Consider the following 21,570-nt stretch of genomic DNA (forward strand, 5'->3'; position numbering starts at 1 on the left):
AGCGAGGGTGCCGGGGCCTGCCAAGACGACCATCGGCATGCCCGATATGCGTCCCGGGCACTCAGGCCGGCTGGAGGCGGCGGCCGTCGCGTCGCCGCCATAGCGGGCGGCACAAGGCCACCATCATGTTGTTGATGCCGGCCACCAGGCCGAGAAAGTTCGCGGCGGCGGCGATGACCCAGAAGGCGAGCCTGGCCGCGATCTCGCCGAGCACCAGCGCTCCGCGGCCGAGCGTCTTCAATACCGCCAGCGTCTGGCCGCCCTTGGCTTCGGAGAGGCGACGCAGCCGGGCGACGTCGGTCACGTCGTCGGCATGGCGCAAGCCCGCCAGCGTGGCGCGCACGCCCGCCTTCTCCCCGGCCCGGCCGATATCGGCGACGGCGGCGATGGCGCGGGCATGGCGACCGGAGCGGAGCAGCCCGGCGAGGTCGTCGCCGAGCCGCAGGCCGACCGCGCCGACCCTGCGGGCGCCCTTGGCGAGGCTGAGGCCGGCACGCAAGGTCAGCGGCGTGCCGAAGGCGGCATAGGTGGCGGCGGTCGCCGCAATGCCGGCGCCCGCAAGGCCGGTCATCAGCGGGTCGATCGGCTCGTCGCGCAGATAGTGGCCGGCCTGCCGGCCGAGATCGCGGACATCGCCCCAGACGGTGAGGTCGCCGGCCGTCGCGCCGGCGAGACCGGCGAGATCGTCCGCCTCGCCGGTGACGAAGCCGCGGCCGAAAGCGGCGGCCTGCCGCACCGTGCCGGCGGAGGCGGCGGCCAGCACGCGGGCGCGGCGATCGGCCGGAACCGGCAGGGCGCGGGAATCGGCGAGCTCGAGGAAGCTGGCGGCCAGCTCCGCATCGTCATTCGCCAGCGCCTCGTCGATCTCGCGGTTGGCGCGCCCGGCGGTCAGCTCGGCATCGAGGCGCAGATCGGCGAGGCGCGCGGCATCGTCCCGCGCCATCAGCAGGGCAAAGGCCTCCCGTCCCAGCGGCAGCAGCCAGTGGGCCGAGCCGGCGAGGGCGAGCAGGAGCGAGGCGGCGGCGAGGACGCGGGCGAGGTTCGGACGGCGCATCATGGAGGACCAGCGGAACACGCTGCGTCATGCGCGTGCATTGTGGCGAAGCCAAGAGTGCGAAGCCAAGGGCAGGCACGCGGTGCGAGGCCTCGGGCGGCTGGCGGGAAGCCGGGTTTCGGCGTTGCCATCCTGGGGGCGAGGCGCGCGCCGCCGCGCCGCCTCTTTCGCCGGGAGGCGCCAGCGGCTATCTTGCCGCCACTTCAGGATCACACCGGACAGGGCAGAGACATGGCGGGCCACGTCGTTCCTCATTTCCACAACTCGGCGGGCGTGCCGGCCATCACCGTCGGCGCCAAGGAATTCATGTGCGTCGGCGCCAAGCCGCCCTACGACCATCCGCATGTCTTCCTCGACATGGGCTCGGACGACGAGATCATCTGCCCCTACTGCTCCACCCTCTACAAGTTCGACGCCAAGCTGCACGGCGACGAATCGGTGCCGGCCGGCTGCCTCTACGAGGCCGCGGCGGCCTGAGGAGGCCTCTTGTCGGAGCGTGACATCCTCGTCGCCGGTGCCGGTGTCGGGGGACTGAGTGCCGCACTCGCGCTGGCGCGAGCGGGATTCGAGGTCACGATTCTCGAACGCGCGTCGGCGCTGGAGGAAGCGGGAGCCGGCGTGCAGCTCGCCGCCAACGCCACCCGCTGCCTCGCCCGGCTCGGCGTGCTCGATCAGGTGGCGGCACGGGCGGTGCAGCCCGCCTTCATGCGGGTCATGGACGCGCGGCGCGGCGGGCTGCTCGCCGAGGCGGCCATGGGCGAGGCCGCGGAGCGGCGTTTCGGTTCGCCTTTCCTCGTCATCCACCGCGCCGACCTGCAGGCGGTGCTTGTCGAGGCCGCGGCCGCCGAGCCGCGCATCCGGCTGATTCTCCGCTCGACCATCGAGGGATTCTCCGAGGATCACGGCCGGGTGCGCGTCGCGATCCGGCGCGGCGAGACGCCGGAGATCTTCGACGGGGCGGCGCTCATCGGCGCCGACGGGCTGCGCTCGGCGGTGCGCGGGCAATTGTTTCCGCATGCCCTCCCCGTCTTCCGCCACCGCGCCGCCTGGCGGGCGACGGCGCCGATGGCCCGCCTGCCGGCGCCGCTCGCCGACATGGCGACACGGCTCTGGCTCGGGCCCGGCGCGCACCTCGTCACCTATCCGGTGCGCGGCGGCCGGGCGGTGAACCTCGTCGCCATCACCCCGGACGTGCGCATGGCGCATGGCTGGAGCCATGAGGGCGAGGAAGGCGAACTCGCCGCGCATTTCCGGGGATGGTGCGCCGAGGTGCAGGCGTTGCTCGCGGCGCCGGGCGCCTGGTTGCGCTGGGCGGTGTTCGACCTCGACCCGCTGCATGCCTGGAGCACCGGGCGGGTGACGCTGCTCGGCGATGCCGCCCACGCCATGGTGCCCTTCCTGGCGCAGGGGGCGGCGCAGGCGATCGAGGACGCCGTGGTGCTGGCCGACTGCCTGCGCGAAGACGACGACATCCCCGCCGCGCTGCATCGCTACGAGACGCTGCGCCGGCCGCGTACCGCGCAGGTGCAGGCCGCCGCGCGCGGAATGGACCGGGTGTACCATCTTGCCGGCCCCATGGCGTTTGCGCGCAACCTCGTCATCCGCGCCAAGGGAGGCGCCGGCGTCCTGGAGCGGTATCGCTGGATCTATGAATGGCCGGGCTGACGCGGGAGGGTCGGCAGCGGCTCGAGGAGATCGCCACCGCCGTGCGGCGTTTCCTCGAGGAGGTCTGGCCGGCGTGGCATGCCGCAAGGGGCGAGGCGCCGGCGGTGCCCTCGCGCTGGACCTGCGGACGCTCCAGTCTTTTCCTTCTCCGCGTTCTCGACGAACAGGGCCTGCCGGGCCGCTGGGTCAGCGGCACACCGCGCTTGGGAGAGGGGCAGCCGGAGATCGGTCCCTACGGGTTCTTCGACGGCCGGCAATGGCATGCGCATGCGTGGGTTCGGCTGGGCGATTCGATCGTCGATGTCACAGCCGACCAGTTCGGCGCCGCGCCGGTGCTGGTGGTTGCCGCCAGCGACCCGCGCTATGGCGAGGGAACCGGTGACACTGCGCTGCCGGCATTCGCCGCCGCCCGCGAAAGGGCGGCGGCCGAGTTGATGCCGCGCTGGCGCGCTTCGCCGGAGCGGGCACGCCTCGGGGCCGGGGACTAGCTGCTGATCTGCAGCCCGGCGACGCCGCCGATCAGCGCGGCGGTGGCGAGCAGCTTGCCGAGGCCGAGAGGTTCGCCGAAGAAGGCGGCACCCAGGATCACCGCGCCGAGCGTGCCCATCGCCGTCCAGGCGGGATAGGCCAGGCTGACCGGCATGGTCTTCATCGCGAAGGTCAGCAGCGCCAGGCTGATGCCACCGGCGACCAGCGTCAGCAGGCTGGGAACGAGGCGGGTAAAGCCCTCCGAGGCCTTCATGGCGAGGGCGAAGACGATTTCAAACCCTGCCGCCAGCACGAGAAACAGCCAAGCGGTCATGGAGCACTCCTGTCAAAAAAGATGAGACACGTTCAGGTGTCTCTTGCCGGCAAGGAGATAAGGCTTTCATCCATGTCCGACAAATGCGAAGTTCTCAGTCGATGCATGAGTAAGATTCATTCATGAGGCCGCCATGCGCCGCTTGCCGCCGCTGGGATCGCTGCGCGCCTTCGAGGCGGCGGCCCGGCTCGAGAGCTTCAAGAATGCCGCCGCCGAGCTCGGCGTGACGCCGACCGCCATCAGCCATCAGGTGCGGCAGCTCGAGGAGGAGCTCGGCACGCCGTTGTTCATCCGCCGCACCCGCAAGGTGGTGCCCACCGTCGCCGGGCGGGCGCTGGCGGCGCGGCTCGGCGGGGCCTTCGACATCATGGCCGAGGCGGTGGCGCAGGCGCGCCCGCGACCCGGCCGGCGGCAGGCGACGCTCTCGGCCACCCTCGCCTTCTCCTCGCGGCTGCTGGTGCCGCGCGCCGGGAAGTTCCGCTCGCTCTATCCGGGCTGGGATCTTCGCCTGCACGCTTCCGACGAGGCGGTGGACCTGATCGCCGGCGAGGCGGATGCGGCGATCCGATCCGGGCGCGGCGGCGAACGTCCCGGGCTGGTCTCGCTGCCGCTGATCACCGAATATTTTGCCCCGGTGTGCAGCCCCCGCATCGCCCCCCGGCAGCCGGAAGAACTGCGGCAGGCCACGCTGATCCATTTCGACTGGCTGTTCGCCAAGCCGACCATCCAGCTTCCCAACTGGCGGACATGGGCCGAGGCGGCCGGCCTCGGCGGCTTCGATACCGGGGCGGGGCTGACCTTCACCGACGAGAACAGCACCATCGAGGCGGCGGTGGCGGGACAGGGCATCGCCCTGCTCAGCCTCGCGCTGGTCGCACCGGAACTGCGCTCGGGCGTGCTGGTGCAGCCCTTCGGGCCGTTGATCGAGGGGTTGCGCTTCGACTTCGTCTATCCTGAGGGCGCGGAGGGACGGCCGGAAGTGGCGACGCTGCGCGACTGGATACTCGGCGAATTCGGCCCGGAGGCGACATCGCGTTGACGTGATACATAAGAATCACGAGACAATGCGTTGATAAAAATAGTAATATTCGAATCTATCTGCCGATCTCCATCGCCGGCGGCTTGCCGCCGACCAGCAGCAGGTCGCTCTCGTCCTTGAGGTTGACGCCGGTGAGGCGCCGCGCGAGGGCTTCCCTCAGCAGCCATGCCAGCTTGAAGGCGGCGTGGTCGTGGGAAAGTCCCTCGCCGCGCACATTGGAGATGCAGTTGCGCTCGGCATCCGAGCGGCCGACCTTCGGCGCGAAGGTGAGGTAGAGGCCGAGGCTGTCCGGCGAGGACAGGCCCGGCCGCTCGCCGATCAGCACCACCACGGCCCTGGCGCCGAGAATCTCGCCGACCTCGTCGCCCAGCGCGACGCGGGATTGGCTGGCGATGATCACCGGGCCGGTGCGCCAGCCCTCCTTTGCGAGATGCGGCTTGAGCGCGGCGAGAAACGGGGCCGCCTGCGCGTGGATGGCGGTGGAGGACAGCCCGTCCGCCACCACCAGCGCGAGGTCCGGCGCGCTGCCGGCATGGGACGCGAGGGCGGCGCGGCCTTCCTGCGAAAGCTTCCGCCCGAGATCGGGGCGGCGCAGATAGACCTCGCGCGACGGCGCGGCGGAGCCGACAGTCAGCGTCTCGAAGCCGAGCGAGGCGATGGCGGCGGCGGTCGCCTCCGCCTCGAAGACGGTGTGCACGGCGTCGCGCGCTTGCGCATGGGCGAGGGTGAAGCGCAGCACCTCGCGGGTCGGCAGGCCGGTGCCGGCGCGGCCGAGCGCGATGCGCGCCGGGGTGGCGCGGGCGAGCTTCGCCCAGGCATCCTCGATGACATAGGCGCTGGAAGGACTGCCGGAAGGCCTGGCGTCGCGGCTCATGCTGCTGCCCTCACGCCGCGAGGCCGGGAGCGTAGGCGAGCAGCGCATTGGCCCCGCCCGGCGGCTTGAGGCGGCCGTCCGGGCCGGTGATACCCATGGATTGCAGCCACGCCTCGAATTCCGGCGCCCGCTTCAGGCCGAGCACGTCGCGCAGATAGAGCTGGTCGTGGAACGAGGTCGACTGGTAGTTCAGCATCACATCGTCCGAGCCGGGAATGCCCATGATATAGGTGACGCCCGCCGCGCCGAGCAGCGTCATCAGCGTGTCCATGTCGTCCTGGTCGGCTTCGGCATGGTTGGTGTAGCAGACGTCACAGCCGAGCGGCACGCCCATCAGCTTGCCGCAGAAATGGTCCTCCAGACCGGCGCGGATGATCTGCTTGCCGTCATAGAGATATTCCGGGCCGATGAAGCCGACGACGGTGTTGACCAGGAGCGGCTTGAACGGCCGCGCGACGGCATAGGCCCGGGCTTCCAGCGTCTGCTGGTCGACGCCGTGATGGGCGCCGGCGGAGAGCGCGGATCCCTGCCCGGTCTCGAAATACATCACATTGTCGCCGAGCGTGCCGCGCTTCAAGGACAGCGCGGCCTCGCGCCCCTCCTTGAGGACGGCGAGGTCAATGCCGAAGGAGGCGTTGGCGGCCTGCGTGCCGGCGATCGACTGGAAGACTAGATCCACCGGCACGCCGCGATTGATCACCTCGGTGGAGGTGGTGACATGGGTGAGCACGCAGGCCTGGGTCGGGATGTCGAAGCGGGCGATGATGTCGTCGGTGAGCTTCAACAGCTCGCTCAGCACCGGCACGCTGTCCGAGGCGGGGTTGATGCCGATCACCGCGTCGCCGCAGCCATAGAGCAGGCCGTCGAGGATGGAGGCGGTGATGCCGGCGGGGTCGTCGGTCGGGTGGTTGGGCTGGAGGCGTACCGCCATGGTGCCGGGCAGGCCGATGGTGTTACGGAACTTCGTCACCACCCGGCACTTGCGGGCCACCGTGATGAGATCCTGGTTGCGCATGATCTTCGACACGGCGGCCGCCATTTCCGGCGTGATCGCGGGCGCCAGCGCGGCCAAGGCCTGCGGCGAGGCGGCGTCGGAGAGCAGGAAGTCGCGGAAGTCGCCGACCGTCATGTGGGAAATCGGCCGGAAGGCGGCGGCGTCGTGCGTGTCGACGATGAGGCGCGTCACCTCGTCGATCTCATAGGGCACCAGCGCCTCGCTGAGGAAGGTCGCAAGCGGCACCTCGGCAAGGCACATGCGGGCGGCGACGTTCTCCTCCGCCGAGCCGGCGGCGATGCCGGCCAGCATATCGCCGGAACGGATGGGCGTCGCCTTGGCCATCAATTCCTTCAGATCGGCAAAGACGTAAGCGCGCGGCCCGATGAGATGACGATACGGCATATGCCCTCCCCGATCGGCGGCGCTGCCCAATCCGGCGCCATGGCGCGAAAACATACTCCGGCGCGGCCGGCGGCGAAAGACGGCATGCGCGGCTTCGCGGGACGGCCCGAGGCCGGCGGCCAATGTTGCGGGCGGCTGGACGGGATGGCGCGACGCAGCTAGGACGGCGCGCAAAATACCAGATCGAATGGCGAGGAATCGATGGCGACTTTCATCCTCATTCACGGCGCATGGCACTGGGGCGGCTGCTTCGTGCAGGTGGCGAACCGGCTCGCGGCCATGGGCCATGCGGTGATAACGCCGGACATGGCGGGGCACGGCTTCGATCCGACGCCGATCTCCCACATTCCCGACCTGCCGACCTATGGCGCCAGCGCCCGTTCGGCGCTGGAGGAGATCGAGGGCAAGGCCATCATCGTCGGCCACAGCGTCGGCGGTGCCACCGCCAGCTGGCTCGGCGAGCTGATGCCCGAGCGCGTGCAGGCCCTGGTCTATCTCAGCGGCTTCATGGCGCCGAACGGCAAGAGCGCCCGCGATTTCGTGATGACGCAGACCCACCTCAAGCATCCCGCCATCCTGGAGACGCAGGGGATGCTGCGCGTGAACCGCGAGGGGCTGGCGCTGGATTTCTCCAAGCGCCATCTGATCGTGCGCTCGCTCTATTCCGACTGCACGCCGCACCAGATCGAGGTGGCGCTGCCGAACCTCATTCCCGTCACGCCGCATATTCCCTTCGCGGCCATTTCCACCATCACGCCCGCCCGCTACGGCCAGCTTGAGCGGCACTACATCGAATGCCTGGAAGACTGCGCCCTGCCGCTGCCGGTGCAGCGCGAGATGCAGGCGGCGGTGCCGGGCGCCACGGTGCATTCGCTCGACGCCGGCCACTCCCCGTTCTTCAGCCGGCCGGACGAACTGGCGGATATGCTCGACGCGATCGCCTGAGGCTGGCCTCCCCCTTCCCAATCGGGGAGAGGGCTGGGGCGAGGGGTCTTCGACGCGTCCCAATGTCGTCTCCCCTTACCGCCCCGCTTGTGCGGGCCACCTCTTCCCAACGGGGAGAGGGAGGGCGAGAGAGCAAAGCTACCGGCAATCACTCCGCCATGAAGCGGTAGCCGACCCCCGGCTCGGTGCGCAGGATCGCCGGGCGGGTCGGGTCGCGCTCGATCTTCGCCCTGAGCTGGCCGATGAAGACCCGCAGATAATGCAGGTCCTCGCCATGGGCCGGCCCCCAGATGGAGGTGAGCAGCGTGCGGTGCGTGACCACCCTGCCCGCGTGACGCGCCAGCAGCACCAGGAGGTCGTATTCCTTCGGGGTCAGCTTGACCGTCGCGCCGTCCCGGCTGACGAGGCGCCGCAGCGTGTCGATGACGAGGCCGTCGACCTCCACATGATCGGCCTCCGCCTCGGCGGCGAGACGATGGCGCAGCGCGGCGCGGATGCGGGCGGTGAGCTCGCCGATGCCGAAGGGCTTCTCGACATAATCGTCGGCGCCGAGGTCGAGGGCGGCGATCTTCTCCGTCTCGCGGTCGCGGGCCGAGAGAATGATGATCGGCACCTGCGACCAGCCGCGCAGCTGGGCGACGACCTCCTTGCCGTCCATGTCCGGCAGGCCGAGATCGAGAATCACGACGTCGGGCGCCGTCGTCGCCACCGCCTTGAGCGCCGCCGCACCGGTGGCCGCCTCGACGACATCGTAGCCGGCGGCGGTGAGCGCGGGTTTCAGGAAACGCTGGATCTGCGGCTCGTCGTCGACGACGAGGATACGATCGCTCACGCCGGCGGCTCCCCGGTCATCGCCGCGCCGGACGGGATCGGGAAGCGCAGCACCATGCGGGTGCCGCGGCGTCGCGAGGCCGGGCTTTCGGCCCTGATGCTGCCACCCATGGCGTCGACGAAACCTCGTGCGATCGAAAGGCCCAATCCGGTGCCGGGCGGGCGTCCGTCCGGCGTGCCGGGACGAAAGAACTTTTCGAACACCTTGTCGAGGTCTCCCGGCGCGATGCCCTTGCCGGCATCGGTGACGGAGATGACGATCTCGCCGCCTTCCGTGCGGGCGAAGATCCTCACCGGCTCGCCGGCAGCATATTTGGCGGCGTTGTCCAAGAGGTTGAACAGCACCTGGCCCAGCAGCACGCTGTCGCCCTGCATCAGCGGCAGGTCGGGGGCGACGGAGACCTCGACCGCGAGCTGCGGGAAATAGCGGGCGCAACGCTCCATCGCGGCGCGGATGACATCGCCGACATCGATCCAGTCGCGTCGCGCCTCCAGCGTGCCGGCCTCGATGCGGGTCATGTCCAAGAGGTTGGAGACGAAGCGCGACAGCCGCCCGCCCTCCTCCTCGATGGTGGCGAGCAGGTCGTCGCGGCTCGCCGCGTCCATGCGGTCGCCGAGCTGGCGCAGGCTGGTCACGGCGCCGGTGATGGTGGCGAGCGGCGTGCGCAGGTCATGGGAAATGGAGGAGAGCAGCGCGGCGCGCAGGCTGTCGCCCTGCAGCCGCGCGGCCTGGGCGAGGCTTTCCTGCGCCAGCCGGGCGCGGTCGAGCGCGATGGCGGTCTGGTCCATGATCGCCGCCAGCATCGGCTCGGCGGCGCCGTCGAAGGGTTCGCCGTCCCAGCGCAGGCCGAGAATGCCGACCACGCCATGCGGGCTCGTCATCGGCCGGAACTGCCAGCGGCTGGACGGCAGCGTGCCGGTGTCGCGGCCGGCCGCCTCGCGATGTTCGAAGGCCCAGCGCGCGGCGCTCATGTCGCCGACATCGAGATCGGCATCCGGCGGCCAGACGGCGGCGAGGCTCAGCGTGCCGTTCTGCGGGGTGAGCAGCACGGCGGGGCGGTTGAAGCTCTCATGCAATTGCGAGACGGCGGCCCACAGCACGTCGTCCGCCTCGGCATTGCCGGAGAGCTTGCGCGAGAAATCGTAGAGCGATTGCAGGGCGGCGGCCCGCGCGCGCGCCGCGCGCGCCTGCTCGCTCACCCGCGAGGCGAGGCCGCCGGCGAGCAGCGCCGCCAGCAGGAAGACGACGAAGGCGAACACCTCATGCGGCGAGGCGATGGTGAAGGTGTAGAGCGGCGGGATGAAGAAGAAATTATAACCGAGGCCGGACAGGATCGCCGCCATGAAGGCGGCGCCGTAGCCCGCGCGGATGGCGGAGACCACCACCGCCATCAGGAACAGCAGGGAGACGTTCGGCAGGTGCATCACCCGCTCGATGCCGGTGCCGATCAGCGCCGCCATGCCGACGCTGCCCGCCGCGTAAAGGCCGGCCCGGGCGACGTCGCGCGGGCGCTGCACACGCCGGCGCGGGCGCTCCGCCGGTGTCTCGGAGGCATCGCCGGTGACGACATGCACGGCGATGCCGGGAACGCGGGCGACGATCTCGTCGGCCAGCGAGTTCCGCCAGACCAGCGGACGCCGCCGGCGACCGGCGGCGCCGATGACGATCTGGGTGACATGCTCGCGCCGCGCCAGCCGGATGAGTTCGGTGACGAAATCATTCGCAGTGATGCGCCGCGTCTCGGCGCCCAGCCGCTCGGCGAGGCGCAGCAATTCGTCGATGCGTGCCGGGGCGCCCTCCTCCGGCTCGCGGTCGGCGCGCTCCAGCGACACCACGGTCCAGGACGCGTTGAGCCCGGAGGCAAGCCGGCTGGCCTCGCGCACCACCTTCTCCGACAGGGCGTCGGCGCCGACGCAGACCAGCAGCCGCTCGGCCGAGGCCCAGGCGCCCTCGATGGCATGGCCCTTGAGATAATCGACCATGTCGTCGTCGACGCGGTCGGCGGTGCGGCGCAGGGCGAGTTCGCGCAGGGCGGTGAGGTTGCCGAAGCGGAAGAAGCGCTCGGAAGCGCGGCGCGCGCTTTCCGGCAGATAGACCTTGCCGTCCTTCAGCCGCTCGATCAGCTCCGCCGGTGGCAGATCGACCAGAATGACTTCGTCGGCCTTCTGCAGCACGGTGTCCGGCACGCGCTCGCGCACATGGATGCCGGTGATGTTCGCCACCACATCGGCGAGGCTTTCGAGGTGCTGGATGTTCAGCGCCGTCCAGACGTCGATGCCGGCGGCGAGCAATTCCTCGATGTCCTGGAAGCGCTTGGGATGGCGCGATCCTTCAGGGTTCGAAGAGGCCAGCTCGTCGAGGACGAGGATGCGCGGCTTGCGGGCCAGCGCGGCGTCGAGGTCGAAGGTCTCGATGACCCGGCCCTTATAGGGCACGCGCCGGCGCGGCAGGATATCGAGGCCGTCGAGCAGCTCGGCGGTTTCGGTGCGGCCGTGGGTCTCGGCGAGGCCGACCACGATGTCGGCCTTCATCTTGCGGGCGCGGGCGAGCATCGCATAGGTCTTGCCCACCCCCGGCGCGGCGCCGAGGAAGATGGTGAGGCGGCCCCGGCCATCCGCGCGCGAGCCGTCCGCCCGGGTCTCCTGGCGCATGGTCGCCAGCAGCGCGTCCGGGTCCGGCCTGCCCTCGTCGCGGGGCTCGGTTGCCGCCATCTCCTTGGAATCCCGTCAGCTCTTCATCGCATCGAGCGCAAGATTCAGCCTTAGCACATTGACTCGCGGCTCGCCGAGAAAGCCGAGCTCGCGGCCCTGCGCGACGCTCTCGACGAGGGTGCCGACCTCCGCCTCGGAGAGCCCTCGGGCCTTGGCGACCCGGGCGATCTGGGCGCGGGCGTAGTCCGGCGAGATGTCGGGATCGAGCCCCGAGCCGGAGGCGGTGACGGCATCGGCGGGGATGACCCCCTCGATGCCGGCGGCACGCAGCTTCTCGACATCGGCGGCGACCCTGTCCTTCAGCTTGGCCGCGGTCGGGCCGAGATTGGAGCCCGAGGAAGCCCCGGCATTGTAGGGATCCGGCGAGGTGGCGGACGGGCGCGGCCAGAAATAGCGCTCGGAGGCGAAGTTCTGGCCGATGAGCGCGGAGCCTACCACCGTACCGTTGCGGGTGAGGAGACTGCCTTCCGCCTGCCCGGGGAAGACGGTGCCGGCAATGCCGGTGATGGCGAGCGGATAGGCGAGCCCCAGCAGGCCGGTGAGAAGTACGGTGAGGACGATGGCGGGACGAAGATGCTTCAACATGATCACACCAGATGCAGAGCGGCGACGACGAGGTCCACCGCCTTGATGCCGACGAAGGGCAGGACCAGTCCGCCAACGCCGTAGACGAGCAGGTTGCGCCGCAGCAGCGCCGCCGCACCGGACGGGCGGTAGGTGATGCCCCTCAGCGCCAGCGGGATCAGCGCGATGATGATCAGCGCGTTGAAGATCACCGCCGAGAGGATGGCGGATTGCGGCGAGGCGAGCGCCATGATGTTGAGGGCGCCCAGCCCCGGATAGGTGGCGACGAACAGCGCCGGGATGATCGCGAAATATTTCGCGACGTCGTTGGCGATGGAGAAGGTGGTCAGCGAGCCGCGGGTCATCAGCAATTGCTTGCCGATCTCCACGATCTCGATGAGCTTGGTCGGCGAGGAATCGAGGTCGACCATGTTGGCGGCCTCACGCGCGGCCTGGGTGCCGGTCTGCATGGCGACGCCGACATCGGCCTGGGCGAGCGCGGGGGCGTCGTTGGTGCCGTCGCCGCACATGGCGATCAGCCGGCCGCCCTCCTGCTCCTTGCGGATATAGGCGAGCTTGTCCTCCGGCGTTGCCTGGGCGAGGAAGTCGTCGACGCCGGCCTCGGAGGCGATGGCGGCGGCGGTGACCGGGTTGTCGCCCGTCACCATCACCGTGCGGATACCCATGGCGCGCATCTGCGCGAAGCGCTCCTTGATGCCGGGCTTCACCACGTCCTTCAGATGCACCACGCCGAGCAGCCGGTCGCCCTCGGCCACCGCGAGCGGCGTGCCGCCGGAGCGGGCGATGCGGTCCACCGCGGCGCGGAAGGCTTCCGGCGCGCGGGCCGGCTCGACGCCGGCGAAGCGCAGCACCGCATCCACCGCGCCCTTGCGCAGCCGGCGGGTGCCGAGGTCGACGCCCGACAGCCGGGTTTCGGCGGCGAAGGGGATCACCGCGTCCGGCTGCGCGGCCGGCGCCGGCACTTGGTATTCGCCGGTCGCCAGCGCGACGATGGAACGGCCCTCCGGGGTCTCGTCGGCGAGGCTGGCGAGCAGCGCGGCTTCTGCGAGCGCCTTCTCGGTGATGCCGGGCACCGGCAGGAAGTCGGTCGCCATGCGGTTGCCGAAGGTGATGGTGCCGGTCTTGTCGAGCAGCAACGTGTCGACGTCGCCCGCCGCCTCCACCGCCCGCCCGGAGGTGGCGATGACGTTGAAGCGCACCAGCCGGTCCATGCCGGCGATGCCGATGGCCGAGAGCAGGCCACCAATGGTGGTGGGGATCAGCGTCACCAAGAGCGCCGCCAGCACCGTCACCGAAAGAACCGTGCCGGAATAGCCGGCGAGGCCCCACAGCGTCACCACGGCGACGAGGAAGATCAGCGTCAGGCCGGAGAGCAGGATCGACAGGGCGATCTCGTTGGGGGTCTTCTGCCGCTTGGCGCCCTCGATCAGCGCGATCATGCGGTCGACGAAGCCGCCGCCCGGCGCCACCGCGACGCGGATGACCAGCCGGTCGGACAGAAGCTGGGTGCCGCCGGTGACGGCGGAACGGTCGCCGCCGGCCTCGCGGATCACCGGCGCGGATTCGCCGGTGATGGCGCTCTCGTTCACCGAGGCGACGCCTTCGATCACCTCGCCATCGGCGGGGATCAGCTCGCCGGCCTCGACGATGACGACATCGCCGATCTTCAGCGTGGTGGCCGGCACCTTCTCGATGCGGCTGCCCTCGTGCTTCAGCCGCGCGGTAAGCTCGGAGCGGGCGCGCTTCAGGCTGTCGGCCTGTGCCTTGCCCCGCCCTTCCGCCACCGATTCCGCGAAGGTGGCGAACAGCACGGTGAACCACAGCCAGGCGGCGATCTGGCCGGAAAAGCCGGCATCGCCGCTGGTGGCGAGGTCGCGGACGAACAGCAGGGTGACGAGAGCCGCCACCGCCTCGGTGACGAAGATCACCGGATTGCGCATGAGCTGGCGCGGATCGAGCTTGCGGAAGGCGGCGACGACCGCCGGGCCGAGGATCGCCGGGGCGAACAGGCCGGGCGCGGCCGGCGCGTGGGGGGACGTCTTTTGCGACGACATGACGGGAACCTCAGAAAGTCTGGCCGGCGAGCATGGCGAAATGCTCGGCGATCGGCCCGAGGGCGAGCGCGGGGAAGAATTGCAGGCCGCCCAGGATCAGGATGATGCCGATCAAGAGGCCGACGAAGAGCGGGGTGTGGGTGGGAAAGGTGCCGGCGGAGGCCGGCGCCTTCACCTTGGCCGCGATGGAGCCGGCCAGCGCCATGACCGGAACGACATAGGCGAAGCGGCCGAGCAGCATGGCGATGCCGAGGGTGGTGTTGTACCAGGGCGTGTTGCCGGAGAGGCCGCCAAAGGCCGAGCCGTTATTGCCGGCCGCTGAGGTGAAGGCATAGAGGATCTCCGACAGGCCGTGCGGGCCCGGCGTGCCGATGCTGGCGACCGCGACCGGCAGCATGGCCGAGACGGCGGCGAAGCCGAGGATGGCCACCGGCAGGATGAGAATCGCCAGCACGGCGTATTTCATCTCGCGGCCCTCGATCTTCTTGCCGAGGAATTCCGGCGTGCGCCCGACCATCAGGCCGGCGACGAACACCGAGAGCAGCGCGAAGACGATGAGCCCGTAGAGGCCCGAGCCGGTGCCGCCCGGCAGCACTTCGCCCAGCTGGATGAGGAACATCGGCACCAGGCCGCCCAGCGCGGTGAAGGAGCCGTGCATGGCGTTGACGCCGCCATCCGACAGGCCGGTGGTGACTGCCGCGTAGAGGGCGCTGGCGGATTGGCCGAAGCGCACCTCCTTGCCCTCCATGTTGCCCATGGCGGGATCGAGGCCGAGCGAGGTCAGGATCGGGTTGCCGGAGGTCTCCGCCCAATAGGCGAGGCCGACGCCGGCGACCAGCAGCACCGCGATGGTGGCGAGGAACGCCCAGCCCTGCCGGCGGTCGCCGACCATCTGGCCGAAGGTGTAGGCCAGCGCCGCCGAGACGGCGAGCATGACGTAGATGTTGAGCAGGTTGGACAGCGCCGTCGGGTTCTCGAACGGATGCGCGGCATTGACGTTGAAGAAGCCACCGCCATTGGTGCCGATCTGCTTGATCGCCTCCTGGCTCGCCACCGGGCCGAGCGCGAGGGTCTGCTGCGCGCCTTCCAGCGTGGTGGCGGTGACGGAGGCATCGAGCGTCTGCGGCAGCCCCATGGCGACGAAGGCGAGCGCCGTCACCACCGCGAAGGGCAGCAGCACATAGAGATTGGCGCGGACGAGATCGACCCAGAAATTGCCGAGCGTCGCGACCTTGGAGCGCGCGAAGGCGCGGGTGACGGCCATGGCCAGCGCGATGCCGGTCGCCGCCGAGGTGAAGTTGTGCACGGTGAGGCCGGCCATCTGGGTGAGATGGCTCATCGTCGCCTCGCCGGCATAGTTCTGCCAGTTGGTGTTGGTGAGGAAGCTGACCGCGGTGTTGAAGGCGAGGTCCGGCGGCACGGCCGGGAAACCCTGCGGGTTCAGCGGCAGCACATCCTGGAACCGCATGATCGCGTAGAGCGACACGAAGCCGGCGACCGAGAAGGCCAGCATGGCCAGCGTGTAGGCGAGCCAGCCCTGCTCGCGGGTCTCGTCAATGCCGGCCAGGCGGTAGAAGCCCTTCTCGACCGGGGCGAGGACGGGTGTGATGAAGGTGCGCTCGCCGGAGAAGACGCGGGCCATGTAGAGGCCCAGCGGCTTGACGGTGAGGAGCACGGCGAGGAACAGGGCGGCGATCTGCGCCCATCCGACGAGGGTCATGTTGTTCTCTCCCGTCGTTCAGAAACGTTCGGGACGCAGCAGCGTCACCACGAGATAGGCGCCGAGCGCGAACGCCACGGCGAGCCCGAGTAGCGGTTCGATCATGATGGGCGGCCTCACGACAGCCGGGCGAGCAGGCGGGCATAGACGCCGAGCGCGGCCAGCGCGGCGATGCCGACAAGGAGAAAAACGACGTCTGCCATGGCAGAGCTCCCAAGGTTGCAGGGTCGCGGGAGACTGCTCCCGAGGCGGGTCAGGTTTCGATTGCGGATGCACGGGCCCGGCATAAGGAAAGCGTAAAGACACGGCGGCGTGCCGGCGCCCGTCTCGGGGCGGGCCTGCCGCTGTCGGCGTGCCATCCGCGGAGGGCTTGCCGCGCCATGCGATCGCCATCGACGTTCCGAATGGCCCCTATCGGAACATCTCGTTTCCCGATGCCGACCCCCTCGCCTATGGTCGCGCGACTTTTACGGACCGAGCGTTCCCAGAGGCCGAGATGAGCCAGAATTCCCTGTCAGGCGGCAATGCCGCCCTCCCCGATTCCGGCCCCGCCGAGGGCGCCGGCGCGGTGTCGGGCCGCCAGCTCTTCGCGCTGGTGCTGGCCTTCTGCCTGCTGTGGTCCTCGGCCTTCGCCTTCGCCAAGATGGCGCTGATGGACTGCCCGCCGCTGATCCTGCTGGTGCTGCGCCTCACGCTGGCCGGCGGCATCATGATGGCGCTGGCGGTGAAGGTAGACGGCCGGGCCCGGCTCGCCAGCATGCGCCGGCGCGACGTCTGGGCGCTGATGCTGTGCGGCGTGCTCAACAACGCCGTCTATCTCGGGGTGAACTGGACGGCGCTGACCTTCACCTCCTCGGCCTTCAATGCGGTGCTGATCAGCTGCAACCCGCTGGTGGTGGCGCTGCTGGCCGGGCCGCTGCTCGGCGAAAGGCTGAACCTCACCAAATGGATCGGGCTGGGGCTGGGGCTGGTCGGCGTCGTCATCGTGCTGCGCTCGCGCCTCGCCGGCGGCCACGAGGACCCCTTCGGCACGCTGCTGATCGGCATCGGCATGCTCGGGCTGGCCGCCGGCACGCTGGCCTTCAAATATTTCAAGCCGCGCGGCGGGGTGTGGACCGGCAATGCGGTGCAGTGCCTCACCGGGGCGGCGGTGCTGCTGCCCTTCGCGGCGGCGACCGAAAGCCTCGCCGACGTGCATGTCACGCAGGGGTTCCTGGTTGGCCTCGGCATCCTCGTCTTCGCGGTGTCGATCGGCGGCTACGGGCTGTGGTTCTACCTGCTGACCCGCGCGAGTGCCACCACCGCCTCCAGCCTGCATTTCGCCATGCCGCCGCTGGGGCTGTTCTTCGGCTGGCTGCTGCTGGGCGAACAGGTGCCGCCGCTGGATTTCCTCGGCATCGCGCCGATCGCGCTCGGCATCTGGCTGGTGACGCGGTCCGGGCGCCGGGCAAGGCCCGCGGCGCTCGCGGAGGGTGCCAAGGAAGGCCGGGCCTGAGGGTGGTGGGGGCTGGAAACGGAGTGGTTGCACCTTTTGAGAAAAGAGGTACAACCCATGCCGTTTCCTGCGGGCCAACCAAGCGGAGCTCCCCATGGCCACCACCACCATCGGCCTGAAGATCGACGAGGAGCTGCGGGCGCGGCTCAAGGCTGCGGCCGAGGGCCAGGGACGCACCCCGCATTCGCTGCTGAAGCAGGCGGTGGTCGGCATCATCGAGCGCATCGAGCAGGGTCTACCGATCGATCCCGAGCCGGCGGATCCCGATGCGGCGGCGCATCACCTGGAGAGCGAAAGCCCGTTCCTGCCCTTCGCCCGTGGGGTGAAGCCGCAAAGCGTGCTGCGCGCCCGCATCACCAACGCCTACCGCATGCCGGAGACCGAGGCGGTTTCCATACTGCTGCCGGCCGCCACCCTGCCCGCGGCCAAGGCGGATGCGGCGCGGGAGCGTGCGGGCGCGCTGGTGGCCGCCTTGCGCGCCAAGGGGCAGCAGGGGGCGGTGGAAGGGCTGATCCACGAATATGCCCTTTCCAGCCAGGAGGGCGTGGCGCTGATGTGCCTCGCCGAGGCGCTGCTGCGCATTCCCGACCGCGCCACCCGCGACGCGCTGATCCGCGACAAGATCGGCCATGGCGACTGGCAGGCGCATGTCGGGCATTCGCCGTCGCTGTTCGTCAATGCCGCCACCTGGGGGCTGGTGCTCACCGGCAAGCTGACCACCACCAATAGCGAGGCGGGGCTGACCGGGGCGCTGACCAAGCTGATCGGTCGCGGCGGCGAGCCGCTGATCCGCAAGGGCGTGGATGTGGCCATGCGGATGATGGGCGAGCAGTTCGTCACCGGCCAGACCATCTCGGAAGCGCTGGCGAACAGCCGCGCCATGGAGGCCAGGGGCTTCCGCTATTCCTACGACATGCTCGGCGAGGCGGCGACCACGGCGGAGGACGCCGCGCGGTATTTAGCCGACTATGAGCAGGCGATCCACGCCATCGGCAAGGCCTCGGCCGGGCGCGGCATCTATGAGGGGCCGGGCATCTCCATCAAGCTGTCGGCGCTGCATCCGCGCTATGCCCGCGCCAAATATGAGCGGGTGATCGGCGAATTGCTGCCCCGGGTGATCTCGCTTGCCCGCCTCGCCCGGCACTACGACATCGGCCTCAACATCGATGCCGAGGAAGCCGACCGGCTGGAACTGTCGCTCGACCTGATGGAGGCGCTGTGCTTCGAGGAGAGCCTCGCCGGCTGGAACGGCATCGGCTTCGTGGTGCAGGCCTATCAGAAGCGCTGCCCCTATGTGATCGACTATCTGATCGACCTCGCCCGCCGCTCCGGCCACCGGCTGATGATCCGGCTGGTAAAGGGCGCCTATTGGGACAGCGAGATCAAGCGCGCGCAGGTGGACGGGCTGGAAGGCTTCCCGGTCTATACCCGCAAGGTGCACACTGACGTGTCGTACCTCGCCTGCGCCCGCAAGCTGCTCGGCGCGGCGGACGCGGTGTTCCCGCAATTCGCCACCCACAACGCCCAGACGCTGGCGAGCATCCACGAGCTGGCCGGGCCGAACTATTATGGCGGCCAGTACGAGTTCCAGTGCCTGCACGGCATGGGCGAGCCGCTCTATGAGGAAGTGGTCGGCAAGGACAGGCTGAACCGGCCGTGCCGCATCTATGCGCCGGTCGGCACCCATGAGACGCTGCTCGCCTATCTGGTGCGCCGGCTCTTGGAGAACGGCGCCAACTCCTCCTTCGTAAACCGCATCGCCGACGAGAAGGTGCCGGTGGCGGAACTCGTCGAGGCGCCGGCCGAGGTGGCCGGCCGCATCGAGCCGGTGGGCGCGCCGCATCCGAAGATCGCCGCGCCGTCCGAGCTGTTCGGCGACGCGCGGAAGAATTCGCAGGGGCTCGACCTTTCCAACGAGCAGCGGCTCGCCTCCTTGGCGGCGGCGCTGCTCGCCGGCTCGGCGCAGGCGCTGAAGGCGGTGCCGCTGCTGGGTGACGGGGCTGCCGAAGGCATCGTCCGCGAGATCCGCAACCCGGCCGACCGGCGCGACCTGGTCGGCACGGTGGAGGACGCGACACCGGAATTGTGCGCCCACGCCATGGAGCTGGCGGTGGCGGCGGCGCCGATCTGGCAGGCGACCACGCCGGCCGAGCGGGCGGCGTGTCTCTTCCGCGCCGCCGATGCCTTCGAGGCGCGGATGCCGGAGCTGATCGGCATCGTGGTGCGCGAGGCCGGCAAGTCCTACCCCAACGCGGTGGGCGAGGTGCGCGAGGCGGTCGACTTCCTGCGCTATTACGGCGCGCAGGTGCGCGACACTTTCTCCAACGACACCCATCGCCCGCTGGGACCGGTGGTGTGCATCAGCCCGTGGAACTTCCCGCTCGCCATCTTCACCGGGCAGGTGGCCGCCGCGCTGGCCGCCGGCAACCCGGTGCTGGCCAAGCCCGCCGAGGAGACGCCGCTGATCGCCCATGCGGCGGTGAGGATCCTGCACGAGGCCGGGGTGCCGGCCGGCGCGCTGCAAGTGCTGCCGGGCGCCGGGGATGTCGGCGCGGCGCTGGTGGGCGATGCACGCACCCGCGGGGTGATGTTCACCGGCTCCACCGAGGTGGCACGGCTGATCCAGCGCCAGCTCGCCGGACGGCTGCGCCCCGACGGCCAGCCGATCCCGCTGATCGCCGAGACCGGCGGGCAGAACGCGATGATCGTCGATTCTTCCGCGCTCGCCGAGCAGGTGGTGGCCGACGTCATCGCCTCCGCCTTCGATTCGGCCGGCCAGCGCTGCTCGGCGCTGCGCATCCTCTGCCTGCAGGAGGATATCGCCGAGCGGACGCTGAGCATGCTCAAGGGCGCGCTGCACGAGCTCGCCATCGGCAACCCGGTGTATCTGTCGACCGATGTCGGGCCGGTGATCACCACGGAAGCGCAGGCGACCATCGAGGCGCATATCGAGCGCATGCGCGCGGCGGGACGGCGCGTCGAGCAACTGGCACTCGCCGAGGACTGCGCGCATGGCAGCTTCGTGCCGCCGACGCTGATCGAGATCGGCTCCACCGCCGAGCTGACGCGCGAGGTGTTCGGCCCGGTGCTGCATGTGCTGCGCTACAAGCGGGACGAGATCGGCGCGCTGATCGAAGCGGTGAACGCCACTGGCTACGGCCTCACCTTCGGCCTGCATACCCGCATCGACGAGACCATCGCCGAAGTGACCCGCCGCATCGAGGCCGGCAATCTCTATGTGAACCGCAACATCATCGGCGCGGTGGTGGGGGTGCAGCCCTTCGGCGGGCATGGGCTTTCCGGCACCGGGCCGAAGGCGGGCGGGCCGCTCTATCTCGGCCGGCTGCTCGCCACCCGCCCGACTCCCGGCCTGCCGGAGGTCTCGGCGGAAGCGGCCGAGGCGGCGCGGCTGTGGACGGACTTCGTGGCCAATCCCGAGGCGCGGGCGCTGTGCGGCGCGGTGCTCGCGGCGCCGGGGCTGCCGGCGTCGACCGTGCTGGCCGGCCCTGTCGGCGAGCGCAACGCCTATGAGCTCGCCCCGCGCGGTACCGTTCTCTGCCTGGCCCAGACGGAGGCGGGGCTCGCCGTGCAGGTCTGCTCCGCGCTGGCGACCGGCAACCGCGTGCTCATCGGCAGCGCCACCCTGCCGGCGTTGCCGCAGGCGCTGAAGCGACTGGTGGCGGCGACCGACGACCTCGGCGCCGCGCGGTTCGACGCCGTGCTGTTCGAGGGCGATGGCGACGCCCTGCGGGCGCTCAACGAGCAGGTGGCCGGCCGCGAGGGGCCGATCGTGCTGGTGCACGGCCTTACCCCGGACGATCTCGCCCGCGGGGCCGGCTATCCGCTCGACCTGCTGGTGGAGGAACGCTCGATCAGCACCAACACCGCGGCGGCCGGCGGCAATGCCAGCCTGATGAGCATCGGGTGAGGGCGGGCCCTCCCGGACATTTCCCCCGGAGAGCGGCGTCATCCTGGGAGGGCGGCAATTTTCTTTGCTCTCCCCGGTGGGGAGAGGTAACCCGCGCGGCGGGTCGTTGGGGCGACAATTTTGTGGAGCGCAAGAAGGCCCCTCACCCCACCCCTCTCCCCGACGGGGAGAGGGAGCTTCGCCGCTCCTTCGGCAATGACGGGCTGGACGTCGAGGCGCCGGGGCGGGGCCGGCCCCGAGACGCCCCTACCGGGCGCGCTCAAGCGAGCATCCTTCGAGGCTCGCTGCGCTCGCGCCTCAGGATGAGGGGGCTGGAGGTGCGAAAGCCGGTTCGTCGCCCGCTTCCCGACAACCACCTCGGGAGGACGGCGTACCCGCGGAAAACAGAGCGGCGATGCCGGCCGGCTGGGCATCGGGCGGCGCTGCACAGATAAATGGCGTCGCAGATGTCGCGCCCCCTCCCCGAC

The 21,570-nt window shown here is 70.2% G+C and carries 17 protein-coding genes; 7 read left to right on the forward strand and 10 right to left on the reverse strand.

Features of this window, described 5'->3' with window-relative positions; translation table 11 throughout:
- Nucleotides 1-61: 61 nt before the first annotated feature.
- Nucleotides 62-1,075, reverse strand: coding sequence for a hypothetical protein (locus KHC19_RS05920; protein WP_343207661.1), 1,014 nt, complete (start codon nt 1,073-1,075; stop codon nt 62-64).
- Between the two features lie 210 nt (nt 1,076-1,285).
- On the opposite strand from KHC19_RS05920, the gene KHC19_RS05925 reads away from it, so the two are divergent.
- The 3 genes from KHC19_RS05925 to KHC19_RS05935 are packed head-to-tail and all read left to right on the forward strand — an operon-like array spanning nt 1,286 to nt 3,207.
- Entirely contained in the window at nt 1,286-1,531 is a 246-nt protein-coding gene (locus KHC19_RS05925) for a zinc-finger domain-containing protein (RefSeq protein WP_213351420.1), read from the forward strand.
- Between the two features lie 9 nt (nt 1,532-1,540).
- Entirely contained in the window at nt 1,541-2,719 is a 1,179-nt protein-coding gene (locus KHC19_RS05930) for an FAD-dependent monooxygenase (RefSeq protein ID WP_213351421.1), read from the forward strand.
- Nucleotides 2,707-3,207, forward strand: coding sequence for a lasso peptide biosynthesis protein (locus KHC19_RS05935; protein ID WP_213351423.1), 501 nt, complete (start codon nt 2,707-2,709; stop codon nt 3,205-3,207). The genes KHC19_RS05930 and KHC19_RS05935 overlap by 13 nt, the downstream gene beginning before the upstream one ends.
- Here KHC19_RS05935 and KHC19_RS05940 read toward each other — a convergent pair.
- A complete protein-coding gene (locus tag KHC19_RS05940) occupies nt 3,204-3,521 on the reverse strand; it encodes a DMT family transporter (protein WP_213351425.1) in 318 nt (105 codons plus the stop codon). The genes KHC19_RS05935 and KHC19_RS05940 overlap by 4 nt on opposite strands.
- A 133-nt stretch (nt 3,522-3,654) precedes the next feature.
- Here KHC19_RS05940 and KHC19_RS05945 point away from each other — a divergent pair, with 133 nt between their 5' ends.
- Nucleotides 3,655-4,560, forward strand: a complete 906-nt coding sequence (locus tag KHC19_RS05945; protein ID WP_213351427.1) for a LysR substrate-binding domain-containing protein — start codon at nt 3,655-3,657, stop codon at nt 4,558-4,560.
- 55 nt (nt 4,561-4,615) lie between these two features.
- Here KHC19_RS05945 and eutC read toward each other — a convergent pair whose 3' ends face one another.
- Together eutC and KHC19_RS05955 are read right to left on the reverse strand one after the other, a co-directional pair.
- The gene (gene eutC / locus KHC19_RS05950; protein WP_213351429.1) at nt 4,616-5,434 is read right to left on the reverse strand and encodes an ethanolamine ammonia-lyase subunit EutC; all 819 of its coding nucleotides are present in this window, start codon (nt 5,432-5,434) and stop codon (nt 4,616-4,618) included.
- A 10-nt stretch (nt 5,435-5,444) separates the two neighbouring features.
- On the reverse strand, nt 5,445-6,833 hold the full coding sequence (locus KHC19_RS05955) for an ethanolamine ammonia-lyase subunit EutB (RefSeq protein ID WP_213351431.1): 1,389 nt from the start codon (nt 6,831-6,833) through the stop codon (nt 5,445-5,447).
- A gap of 201 nt (nt 6,834-7,034) precedes the next feature.
- Between KHC19_RS05955 and KHC19_RS05960 the strand changes: the two genes are divergently transcribed.
- On the forward strand, nt 7,035-7,778 hold the full coding sequence (locus KHC19_RS05960; protein WP_213351433.1) for an alpha/beta fold hydrolase: 744 nt from the start codon (nt 7,035-7,037) through the stop codon (nt 7,776-7,778).
- A 148-nt stretch (nt 7,779-7,926) separates the two neighbouring features.
- On the opposite strand, the gene KHC19_RS05965 is transcribed toward KHC19_RS05960, so the two are convergent.
- The 6 genes from KHC19_RS05965 to kdpF are packed head-to-tail and all read right to left on the reverse strand — an operon-like array spanning nt 7,927 to nt 15,800.
- The gene (locus KHC19_RS05965) at nt 7,927-8,610 is read right to left on the reverse strand and encodes a response regulator (RefSeq protein ID WP_213351435.1); all 684 of its coding nucleotides are present in this window, start codon (nt 8,608-8,610) and stop codon (nt 7,927-7,929) included.
- Entirely contained in the window at nt 8,607-11,321 is a 2,715-nt protein-coding gene (locus KHC19_RS05970) for a sensor histidine kinase (protein WP_213351437.1), read from the reverse strand. Before KHC19_RS05970 ends, KHC19_RS05965 begins: the two co-directional genes overlap by 4 nt.
- A gap of 15 nt (nt 11,322-11,336) precedes the next feature.
- A complete protein-coding gene (gene kdpC / locus KHC19_RS05975; RefSeq protein WP_213351439.1) occupies nt 11,337-11,906 on the reverse strand; it encodes a potassium-transporting ATPase subunit KdpC in 570 nt (189 codons plus the stop codon).
- Between the two features lie 2 nt (nt 11,907-11,908).
- Complete coding sequence (kdpB, locus tag KHC19_RS05980; protein ID WP_213351440.1) at nt 11,909-13,960, reverse strand: potassium-transporting ATPase subunit KdpB; 2,052 nt, start codon at nt 13,958-13,960, stop codon at nt 11,909-11,911.
- Between the two features lie 10 nt (nt 13,961-13,970).
- Nucleotides 13,971-15,680, reverse strand: coding sequence for a potassium-transporting ATPase subunit KdpA (kdpA, locus tag KHC19_RS05985; protein ID WP_213351442.1), 1,710 nt, complete (start codon nt 15,678-15,680; stop codon nt 13,971-13,973).
- Nucleotides 15,681-15,698: 18 nt separating this feature from the next.
- Nucleotides 15,699-15,800, reverse strand: a complete 102-nt coding sequence (gene kdpF / locus KHC19_RS05990; RefSeq protein WP_213351443.1) for a K(+)-transporting ATPase subunit F — start codon at nt 15,798-15,800, stop codon at nt 15,699-15,701.
- Nucleotides 15,801-16,176: 376 nt separating this feature from the next.
- Between kdpF and KHC19_RS05995 the strand changes: the two genes are divergently transcribed.
- Both KHC19_RS05995 and putA read left to right on the forward strand, forming a co-directional pair.
- Nucleotides 16,177-17,175 (forward strand): DMT family transporter, encoded by a 999-nt coding sequence (locus KHC19_RS05995; RefSeq protein WP_213351445.1) that lies wholly within the window; start codon nt 16,177-16,179, stop codon nt 17,173-17,175.
- Nucleotides 17,176-17,269: 94 nt separating this feature from the next.
- On the forward strand, nt 17,270-21,103 hold the full coding sequence (putA, locus tag KHC19_RS06000; RefSeq protein WP_213351447.1) for a trifunctional transcriptional regulator/proline dehydrogenase/L-glutamate gamma-semialdehyde dehydrogenase: 3,834 nt from the start codon (nt 17,270-17,272) through the stop codon (nt 21,101-21,103).
- The last annotated feature ends 467 nt before the right edge of the window (nt 21,104-21,570 follow it).

Source organism: Ancylobacter oerskovii (assembly GCF_018390555.1).
Classification (GTDB): Bacteria; Pseudomonadota; Alphaproteobacteria; order Rhizobiales; family Xanthobacteraceae; genus Ancylobacter; species Ancylobacter oerskovii.

Coding starts and splice junctions, on each gene's coding strand:
- KHC19_RS05925 (WP_213351420.1), top strand. CDS start 1,286: ATGGCGGGCCACGTCGTTCCTCATTTCCACAACTCGGCGGGCGTGCCG.
- KHC19_RS05945 (WP_213351427.1), top strand. CDS start 3,655: ATGCGCCGCTTGCCGCCGCTGGGATCGCTGCGCGCCTTCGAGGCGGCG.
- KHC19_RS05960 (WP_213351433.1), top strand. CDS start 7,035: ATGGCGACTTTCATCCTCATTCACGGCGCATGGCACTGGGGCGGCTGC.
- eutC (WP_213351429.1), bottom strand. CDS start 5,434: ATGAGCCGCGACGCCAGGCCTTCCGGCAGTCCTTCCAGCGCCTATGTC.
- KHC19_RS05995 (WP_213351445.1), top strand. CDS start 16,177: ATGAGCCAGAATTCCCTGTCAGGCGGCAATGCCGCCCTCCCCGATTCC.
- putA (WP_213351447.1), top strand. CDS start 17,270: ATGGCCACCACCACCATCGGCCTGAAGATCGACGAGGAGCTGCGGGCG.
- KHC19_RS05940 (WP_213351425.1), bottom strand. CDS start 3,521: ATGACCGCTTGGCTGTTTCTCGTGCTGGCGGCAGGGTTTGAAATCGTC.
- KHC19_RS05955 (WP_213351431.1), bottom strand. CDS start 6,833: ATGCCGTATCGTCATCTCATCGGGCCGCGCGCTTACGTCTTTGCCGAT.
- kdpC (WP_213351439.1), bottom strand. CDS start 11,906: ATGTTGAAGCATCTTCGTCCCGCCATCGTCCTCACCGTACTTCTCACC.
- kdpB (WP_213351440.1), bottom strand. CDS start 13,960: ATGTCGTCGCAAAAGACGTCCCCCCACGCGCCGGCCGCGCCCGGCCTG.
- kdpA (WP_213351442.1), bottom strand. CDS start 15,680: ATGACCCTCGTCGGATGGGCGCAGATCGCCGCCCTGTTCCTCGCCGTG.
- KHC19_RS05935 (WP_213351423.1), top strand. CDS start 2,707: ATGGCCGGGCTGACGCGGGAGGGTCGGCAGCGGCTCGAGGAGATCGCC.
- KHC19_RS05970 (WP_213351437.1), bottom strand. CDS start 11,321: ATGGCGGCAACCGAGCCCCGCGACGAGGGCAGGCCGGACCCGGACGCG.